The sequence below is a fragment of the Solemya velum gill symbiont genome (assembly GCF_002020255.1).
In the GTDB taxonomy this organism is placed as follows: domain Bacteria; phylum Pseudomonadota; class Gammaproteobacteria; order Chromatiales; family Chromatiaceae.
The window spans coordinates 1-8,452 of sequence record NZ_MPQG01000030.1 but is presented as its reverse complement, the minus strand read 5'-3'; the positions used below and the strand labels follow the sequence as shown (position 1 = coordinate 8,452).

General features: G+C 47.0%; 8 protein-coding genes and 1 pseudogene. 6 read left to right on the top strand and 3 right to left on the bottom strand.

What is annotated here, in order from left to right:
- Positions 1-213: 213 nt before the first annotated feature.
- Positions 214-624: a bacteriohemerythrin gene (locus BOW06_RS12665; protein ID WP_179115185.1), complete on the top strand. Its 411-nt coding sequence runs from the start codon at positions 214-216 to the stop codon at positions 622-624.
- A 193-nt stretch (positions 625-817) separates the two neighbouring features.
- On the opposite strand, the gene BOW06_RS12660 is transcribed toward BOW06_RS12665, so the two are convergent.
- Positions 818-1,492 (bottom strand): hypothetical protein, encoded by a 675-nt coding sequence (locus tag BOW06_RS12660; RefSeq protein ID WP_078454852.1) that lies wholly within the window; start codon positions 1,490-1,492, stop codon positions 818-820.
- A 194-nt stretch (positions 1,493-1,686) separates the two neighbouring features.
- Here BOW06_RS12660 and BOW06_RS12655 point away from each other — a divergent pair.
- Positions 1,687-1,893, top strand: a pseudogene (locus tag BOW06_RS12655) (integrase); the annotation flags it as partial.
- 36 nt (positions 1,894-1,929) lie between these two features.
- Here BOW06_RS12655 and BOW06_RS12650 read toward each other — a convergent pair.
- Both BOW06_RS12650 and BOW06_RS12645 read right to left on the bottom strand, forming a co-directional pair.
- Positions 1,930-2,922: an ATP-grasp domain-containing protein gene (locus tag BOW06_RS12650; RefSeq protein ID WP_179116022.1), complete on the bottom strand. Its 993-nt coding sequence runs from the start codon at positions 2,920-2,922 to the stop codon at positions 1,930-1,932.
- Between the two features lie 91 nt (positions 2,923-3,013).
- Positions 3,014-3,769: an IclR family transcriptional regulator gene (locus tag BOW06_RS12645; RefSeq protein WP_043118536.1), complete on the bottom strand. Its 756-nt coding sequence runs from the start codon at positions 3,767-3,769 to the stop codon at positions 3,014-3,016.
- Positions 3,770-4,164: 395 nt separating this feature from the next.
- Here BOW06_RS12645 and bhcB point away from each other — a divergent pair, with 395 nt between their 5' ends.
- Genes bhcB through BOW06_RS12625 form a run of 4 tightly spaced genes read left to right on the top strand, consistent with a single transcriptional unit; the run spans position 4,165 to position 8,285 of the window.
- Complete coding sequence (gene bhcB / locus BOW06_RS12640; RefSeq protein ID WP_078453359.1) at positions 4,165-5,139, top strand: beta-hydroxyaspartate dehydratase BhcB; 975 nt, start codon at positions 4,165-4,167, stop codon at positions 5,137-5,139.
- Positions 5,140-5,155: 16 nt separating this feature from the next.
- Positions 5,156-6,313 carry a 3-hydroxy-D-aspartate aldolase BhcC gene (gene bhcC / locus BOW06_RS12635; protein WP_043118540.1) on the top strand — a complete coding sequence of 386 codons (1,158 nt, stop codon included), beginning with the start codon at positions 5,156-5,158 and terminating at the stop codon, positions 6,311-6,313.
- A 60-nt stretch (positions 6,314-6,373) separates the two neighbouring features.
- Positions 6,374-7,378 carry an iminosuccinate reductase BhcD gene (gene bhcD / locus BOW06_RS12630; RefSeq protein WP_078453360.1) on the top strand — a complete coding sequence of 335 codons (1,005 nt, stop codon included), beginning with the start codon at positions 6,374-6,376 and terminating at the stop codon, positions 7,376-7,378.
- Between the two features lie 13 nt (positions 7,379-7,391).
- Positions 7,392-8,285, top strand: a complete 894-nt coding sequence (locus tag BOW06_RS12625) for a fumarylacetoacetate hydrolase family protein (protein WP_078453969.1) — start codon at positions 7,392-7,394, stop codon at positions 8,283-8,285.
- The last annotated feature ends 167 nt before the right edge of the window (positions 8,286-8,452 follow it).

The window sequence follows — 8,452 nt, the reverse complement described above, 5'->3', positions numbered from 1 at the left end:
CACAGTCGGTTTGGCTATTAATCCGCCACCGTTCAGTTCACACTTCACTCTTAAGAGAGTAATAGGTCAGTCGACAAGTTGAACGACTGCTTTCGGCCAAAAGCGGTCATTCACACGGAAAATCTGTTCAAGACGAAACGAATCAATCGACTATTAATATGATAATTGTATGTGTTAAATTGCGATGGTGAAGTTTTCAAAGTGGGTAATAGAGTGAACAGAATTAACTGGACTGATGAATACAGTGTTGGTGTAAGCAAATTAGATGAACAACACCAGATGATCGTCACAATGATAAACAAGTTGTCTGCCAATCATGAAGATGGACATCAATATGAACCAGATCAAGAAATTCTGTCTAAAATGGTGGAATATGCAGAACTTCATCTGAAATATGAAGAAATGTTGATGAAAAAACATGGTTATCCAGATTTTGATCAACATAAGGAATCACACGGAGACTTCATTATTGCATTGGAACATTTTTCCAAAGATGTAGTGAGTGGCAATAAATACAAACTTTCTCCACTCATATTGGAATTCTTCGTTGACTGGTGGACAAATCATATTCTTGAGGAAGATATGAAATTCAAACCTTTTTTTCAGGAAAAAGGAATATCATAATTTCCCTCATTGCCATCCTTCATAGATAAACGTCCGCTTTGGGTCGGAAGCGGTCGTTCAGCATGGTTGAACTGACTAGTTACCCGTGAAAGCCTGCTTTCGGCCAAAAGCAGACGCAATATTATTTTCCGGAACATTCTGGATCAACAGATCATTTGAGGTTATTACGAAGTGGCTTGGGTGATAGGCTAATTTAAGTAGATCCTTCATCACCAATCAGATGGGCCTCTGAATGTGTCAGATGTGGATGATTTCGTATTTCATAACCTGCATTATGCAAATCGATGATGCTATTTAGTAGGTTGTTCCTGATCGTCTCGTTCTCTGAATTTAAATGACGCGCCAATACCTGCATATCTATTTCGATGTGATGACTATGCACAGCAACTACCATTTGTAATCTTTTCGCCATGTTCAGCCAGGGTTCGATAGGACTGATATCTACCTGATGTGTGTGTTTCTTATGGGGGCCGTGTACTTCAGTGGGAGTTTTATGCACTGATCTTGGAGGGAATATTTCGAGCAGGTCATTATCAACATCGACCTTATGTTTTTTCACTTTATTAATGATGTTCACAACGGCCAGGCCGGTTTCCCTGTCAGGTGCTTTGGTCAGGATGGTTGCCAATACGGATTTTTGTAATTCACTCAGGCATTTTGCTTTATAGGCGCTCATTGAAAAGTCAGGTATGCCGGTAAGATTACGTAGGAAGGCTTCAGTCACACCGTAGTAGCGGGAAGTGTAAAAAAACAGTTCCTCAACAAAGCCTCCCCAGCCGGGGTGAAATATTTCGTAATAATGACCATCAATGTAGTTACATTTTGTCATACGCTGGTCCGGCCTTCTGGATTTCAGCAGACATTTCATCACTGAGTTACTTGAAGCTCTCCTGAGACATTCAAGTCAGTTTATTAGCATGTGTATCGTAATCTGCCTCACTGTTGTTTACACGATACAAGTATAGCAATTAGCGAAGTATAGTCATTGAATGTCCGCTTTGGGTCGGAAGGTGTTATTGAGAAACGATACTTTGATTCCTACCACGATCCGGAGGAATCAACATGTATCTGCTCACCTACCATCCGAAAACCAGGCCGCCCTGGAACAAAGGTCGGCTGATCGGCCAGAAGCCACCTCTCAAGCCTCGTGAAATTTGGTCAATTCTCGTTCGACTGCAAATAGCAAAGCGTAGTCGCGATCTGGCGCTGTTTAACATCGCACTCGACAGCAAGCTCAGAGGCTGCGATATCGTGCGTCTACGCGTTTCTGTAGCGTCCGATCGGTTTTGATGAAATAAACTATTATTATTCAAATAGTGCGGAACGGATCGTCTCTTCCATTGTGTCCGGGTGGTACACATGGGTGCCTGAACCAACGCAGAAAGAGAGTTCACCAAGAACAGGTTTTGAATTTTTCTTTGTGAAAATGTCAACACGCACCAAATCAAAAGGTTTGCCGATTTCCGCTGCACACAAAAGGTATTCATCAATATTCTCTATCGACGTTAGAATATGATCAGTTATTGTGTGTTCGCCATTTCTACCGTAACTTCTTGTGCCTTTAATTATTTGTTTATTGGCATCAAAATAATTTACCGTCATAGATCCCGGGTATTCCTTGTCGTAGACCACGTTGTGATAGATTTTCGGATGACCGTTTCGCACAAAAATTTTTATCTCGGTCCCTTGTAAAATAACTTCTGAAAGGTCTTCTTCCAGAAAGATTCGCTGCTCTCCTATGCCGTACCACCATTCACCATTAGCAAGGCCATGACGATGGCCATTCATCCAACTTTCACATTTTTCATTCAGTCTCTTTCGTTCTGCCAGGCTTGGTGGCCATTCAATTATTTCTTGTGCGTGCCAACCGAGATCAAGTTTTAGCCAATAAGTGCCAGCAGGTATTTCCTCGTCCGGCGGCAATGTGGGCGTTGTTGAACTCCAGTAACAAACGGGTGGCCTAATCAAATCTTTAATTTCGTTCGGAATGTAGCGTCGGGCATTCAATTTACTGGCCGGGTTAGGCCGCATTAGCATCTGGTTAAAAAATTTCATTTTGAAAAAATGATCACAGGTTTTCGGGAGGTTAACCAGGTCTGGTAATCTTTGATGATTGAAATGAAATTCTTGTAACGTAGTAGACAATACGGAAAGAAAAGCAGATGTAGCGTAATAGTCGAGACCACGTCCCTTTCCTGGCACCCTGGGAGCTTCAAACAGGGAGGGGTTGTCAATCAGGAGTGAACTCAAAAACTTTTTTGCAGTCTCCTTCCAATCTGTATTTTTCTTCATATTCACATTTTAACCCTCACATAGAAAAGTCCCACGCCTTATAAGAGTTATCCGGTATAAGCTACCAGGTAAATAATAAAAGTACTCTGCGTAGCAATCAGTGCCCCAGTTGTGCAGAGAGTTTTTTGCCGGCTTCGATGAGATCATCGGCCCAGGCGTCTCTGCGTCGATCTATCGGGGAAGAGACGGACAATCCGGCAACAGCAGTATTGGTATTGTCATAGATGAGTACGCCTATACAGCCGACATCGATTTCTGCTTCTTCATTATCGAATGCAAAGCCGCGAGAGACTGCCTCGTTACACTCCTTTCTCAGTCGCTCGACACTGTTGATAGTATTTCTTGTATAGGCAGGAAGGTTTGTACGTGTTGCATAGCCGTCTATGGCTTCATCACCTGCAACACCCAGCATCAATTTACCGACTGCAGTTACATGCAGTGGTGCCCGGCTTCCAACCAGTTGTTGAACGTGCATCATGCGTTTTGGCGTGGCTTTTTCGATATAGACCACTTCGTCACCTTCCCGGATCGTCAGGTTGACCGATTCGTTCAGTCTGTCGCGAAGGTCTTCCATTATGGGCATCGCCAGTGAGCGTATGTCAATATTGCTGTGAAGCCTGGCACCCAGTTGCAGCAGGCGCATGCCGAGTCGGTAGTTGCCGGCACTGTCCTTTTCTACCAACCGGTTGTGGATCAGCGCAGCGAGAATTCTGAAAGTGGTTGAGCTATGAAAGCCTGTCTCTGCACTCAGGATCTTCAGGCTGACCGGTTCCGGATAGCGCGCTATTGCGTTTAATAGCTCTGTGGCGCGGTCGATCGCCTGGATGCGGTACTCCTTGTTGTTTTCTTTCATCTGTCATCAATCCTGGTAGGAAGGTGGGGTTTTCATAATGTAAAAAATATGATTCATTATTACATAAAAGCACAATAACGCAAATGTTTTCCCTCACTACAAATAAAAAATAACACGATTATAGTTTCACAATATGAAAAAAATATCAGTTATCGATCTGAAAACCGCATTAAATAAGGGAGTAGATGATGTGTCCCTTGATAATTTCATTATATGAAAACATATCCGTATTGCGAAAATCATTCCAGTCATTTACTTTAGCTCCATTGAAACTGAGACGAAAGATTCATCCGGAGCTATTTCATGCATGACCTGAAGGATCCGATTACCACGGTTACCGGTGTCATCAGGGTGCAGAAATATAACCGAATGAGAATAAACAACAGGAGTTCGTCATGACCATACAGGCTGAGACTATGATAATCCCGACATTCGATGATGTATTGATAGCGCATGAACGTATCAAGCCGTATATCCATCGCACCCCGGTATTGACATCAACATTCCTGAACGAGTTGACCGGTGCAGAGTTGTTTTTCAAATGCGAAAATTTCCAGAAAGCCGGAGCTTTCAAGGCGCGTGGAGCATCGAACGCGGTATTCAGCCTGTCGGAAGATAAAGCAGCAGTTGGTGTTGCGACTCATTCCTCTGGAAATCATGCTCTCTCGCTGTCATACGCTGCTGGTCGGCGCGGCATTCCGGTCACGGTCGTCATGCCACACTCAGCACCGCAGGCCAAGAAGGATGCAGTGAGGGGATATGGTGGAACCATCGTTGAATGTGAGCCATCGCTCAGTTCAAGAGAGTCCACTTTTGCCCAGGTCGTGGCCGAGTCCGGTGCTGAGTTTGTCCATCCGTATAATGACCCTCGCGTCATCGCAGGGCAGGGAACCTGCTCGCTGGAACTGAATGAGCAGGTCGAGAACCTGGAGATGGTCGTCGCGCCTATCGGTGGCGGCGGCATGGTCTCCGGTACTTGCCTGACACTCTCCAATGTTGCTCCGGATATCAAGATTTATGCTGCTGAACCCTTGAATGCTGACGATGCTGCACGCTCTCTGCATGCTGGCCACATTATTGCCGACGATGCACCGGAAACAGTCGCAGATGGTCTCAAGGTTCCGTTGAAGGACTTGACCTGGCACTTCGTCAAGAATCATGTCACAGACATCCTGACCGCAACCGAAGAAGAAATTGTCGATGCGATGAAACTGATCTGGAAACGCATGAAGATCGTGATGGAACCAAGTAGCGCAGTGCCGTTGGCAACCATCATTAAAAACAAAGAAATTTTTCAAGGTAAACGGGTCGGCGTAATCATTACCGGCGGTAATGTCGACCTCGACAACCTGCCCTGGAACAAAAACTGAAACCTGGAGTAAAACAATGAACGCAACAGTCAATTTAGATACATATGAAGTTGGTTACGACATTCCTGCAAGTATCGGTATGGATGAAGCGGATATCCAGACCCCGTGCCTGGTCGTGGACCTTGATGCATTCGAACACAACATAGAAGTGATGCGTGCCTATTGCGAAAAGATGGGTATACGTCACCGCCTGCACGGCAAAATGCACAAGTCGGTCGACGTGGCGAACTACCAGATTGAGAAAGGTAACTCCTGCGGCGTCTGCTGCCAGAAGGTGAGCGAAGCCGAGGTTTTTGCCCGCGCAGGTATCAAGGATGTCCTGGTTTCAAACCAGGTGCGTGACCCGGCCAAGATTGATCGACTCGCCAACCTGCCGACGTTCGGCGCACGTACTATTTGCTGTGTGGATGACATTGATAACGTGGCAGAGCTGTCTGAGGCAGCTGTTCGTCATGGAACAGAGATTGAGGTGCTGGTTGAGATCGATTGTGGCGCCGGTCGTTGTGGTGTGTCCGCTGGCCAGCCGGTTGTGGACATTGCCAAGGCCGTTGAAGCAGCAGAAGGTTTGAAGTTCTCAGGTATCCAGGCATACCAGGGCGCGATGCAACATATGAAAAGCTACGAGGATCGCAAGGAGAAGATTGATATCGCGGTAGACATGGTGAAGCAATCCATGGAGATGCTAAAGGCCGAAGGCCTTGAGTGCGACATTGTCGGTGGCGGTGGTACCGGCAGTTACTACTTCGAGGGGGCTTCCGGTGTATACAACGAACTCCAATGCGGTTCCTACGCTTTCATGGACGCAGATTACCAGACCATTCATGACGAAAAGGATCAGCCGATTTCTGAATTCAAGAATTCACTCTTTATTCTGACTTCTGTCATGAGCCACGCCAAAAGCGATAAGGCCATCTGTGACGCCGGGCTCAAGGCGCAGTCAATCGATAGTGGCCTGCCATACATATTTGGCCGCGATGATGTTGAGTACATTAAATGCTCCGATGAACATGGCGTGATTGAAGATTCAGGTAATGCGTTAAAGGTCAATGACAAGCTGAAACTGGTGCCCGGACATTGTGACCCAACCTGTAACGTCCACGACTGGTATGTCGGCGTACGCAACGGAAAGGTTGAATCGCTGTGGCCAGTGAGTGCACGTGGTAAGGCATATTAAAAGCAGGTTTGTGGACCGGAGCGGTTGCATGCTCCGGTCCAGATAATCAGGAGTGAAATCATGAATCAACCTTTATCAGTAATGGAAGCCGAAAAAGGAGTGGTTGTCGTTTCCGAGGCAACTTGCGAAGAGGTTATCGACCGTGCTTCATCTTTTACAGCGGTGGAAAGTGTTTTTGCCGCGATGGCAAGAGGGGATGCCTACAACTTTCCGGTTGTCAGGGAAGCGATCGGCCATGCCGATGCGTTGTACGGATTCAAGTCCGGTTTCGACCGGGCGGGTATGAGCCTGGGTGTGAAGTCTGGCGGGTACTGGCCTGGTAATGTGAACCTGGGTATTCCCAATCATCAGTCGACGGTGTTCCTGTTTGATCCTGATACCGGCAGGTTGAAGGCCATGGTTGGTGGCAATTACCTGACCGCTGTACGTACGGCAGCATCATCAGCAGTCTCGATCAATCATTTGGCTCGAAAGGATGCCAAGGTGCTGGGCATGGTTGGTGCCGGTCACCAGTCAAAGTTCCAGTTGCGTGCTGCCGCGGATCAACGTGATTTCGAAAAAGTTGTTGCCTGGAATCCGCATCCTGAGATGTTACCCGGGCTGAAGGCAGTAGCTGATGAATTGGGCTTGCCTTTTGAATCTGTAGAACGGGAAGAGTTATGTGCACAGGCTGATGTCATCATTACCATCACTTCAGCATTTGAAGCCTTACTGATGAAAGAGTGGATCAAACCTGGTACTCATATTGCCTGTATGGGTACAGACACAAAGGGTAAGCAGGAAGTGGATACAGCCCTGGTTGAAAGCGCCACCCTGTTCACTGACGAGATCGTCCAATCAATCACCATTGGCGAAAACCAGCATGCCATCGAGAGTGGCGCGATCAGTGAGTCGGATATCACGCCAATCGGTGATGTCATCAACGGCAAACATCCGGGGCGAAGCCATGCTGATGAAATCACCCTGTTTGATGGCACCGGTGTGGGCCTGCAGGACCTTGCGGTCGCGTCGGTAGCGGTGGACCTGGCTCTCGAAAAGGATCAGGCCCAACACGTATCACTCTAAAAGATGCATCACGATGAAACTGGCCAGCTTTACCCTGAAAGGTAACAAAAATCCTCTATATGGTGTTATCCGGAACGGAGAGGTGTTTGTGCCCGGAACGGATTTCATCTCTATTCATGCCAGCCTGAGAGATGTCATTGAGGCAAATGCACTTGAGCAGCTTGAACGTTCCTGTAATGGCACGAAGGCCTATTCATTGAATGAAGTCAGCCTGTTGCCGCCAGTACCGAATGCCCGCAGAGTCATCTGCGCAGGAATGAACTACCAGAAAGTTTACCCGGTCGATATCGATAAACCGCCGGAACCTGAAAATATCCTGCTCTTTTCAAAACTCGAGGGCACCCTGGTCGGACATGCCGATGAGTTGGAGATGCCTCCGGGTGAGGCAGGCCTGAGCTATGACTATGAAGGGGAACTCGTCTGCATCATCGGAAAGGGCGGGCGCTATATCTCGCAACAGGATGCGCTTGAACATATCGCAGGCTTTACTATCATGAACGACGGATCAGTCAGGGATTGGCAGAAACAGAGTATCCATGCGGGTAAGAATTTTGCCAATTCCGGATCATGCGGACCATGGATGGTGACCAGGGACGATATTCCCGATGTAACTGAAGTTCGAATCGAGACGCGATTAAACGGTGACACCGTGCAGTCTGCATCGGTCAGGGAGATGCTTTTCCCGATCGAGGAATTGATCTGCTATATCTCGCATACCATCGATCTGAAACCGGGTGACATGATTGCCACCGGGTCACCAGATGGCTCAGGTGGAAGCCTAAACCCCAAGAGGTATTTACGCGACGGTGACAAGTTGGAAATTGAAATCACTGATATTGGCACTCTCAAAAACCGTGTTTGCAGTCAGCAGTTCATGGGCTTTGAAAAACAGAAGATGAGTGTGTGAAACAAGAGTGATTATCATTGGCACCATGGCAGGGGTGCTAATAACTATCAGGAATAAAGTCTACAATCTATCGTGAATTCAATTTCCAAGTGCAACTCAACAGAGTTGGTTAGAGGGCAAGCTGCGGTAGCATAGGTAGCTTCTCTCACCGACCAAAGTTAGAGGAG

Coding starts and splice junctions, on each gene's coding strand:
- bhcB (WP_078453359.1), top strand. CDS start 4,165: ATGACCATACAGGCTGAGACTATGATAATCCCGACATTCGATGATGTA.
- BOW06_RS12645 (WP_043118536.1), bottom strand. CDS start 3,769: ATGAAAGAAAACAACAAGGAGTACCGCATCCAGGCGATCGACCGCGCC.
- BOW06_RS12625 (WP_078453969.1), top strand. CDS start 7,392: ATGAAACTGGCCAGCTTTACCCTGAAAGGTAACAAAAATCCTCTATAT.
- bhcD (WP_078453360.1), top strand. CDS start 6,374: ATGAATCAACCTTTATCAGTAATGGAAGCCGAAAAAGGAGTGGTTGTC.
- BOW06_RS12660 (WP_078454852.1), bottom strand. CDS start 1,492: ATGAAATGTCTGCTGAAATCCAGAAGGCCGGACCAGCGTATGACAAAA.
- bhcC (WP_043118540.1), top strand. CDS start 5,156: ATGAACGCAACAGTCAATTTAGATACATATGAAGTTGGTTACGACATT.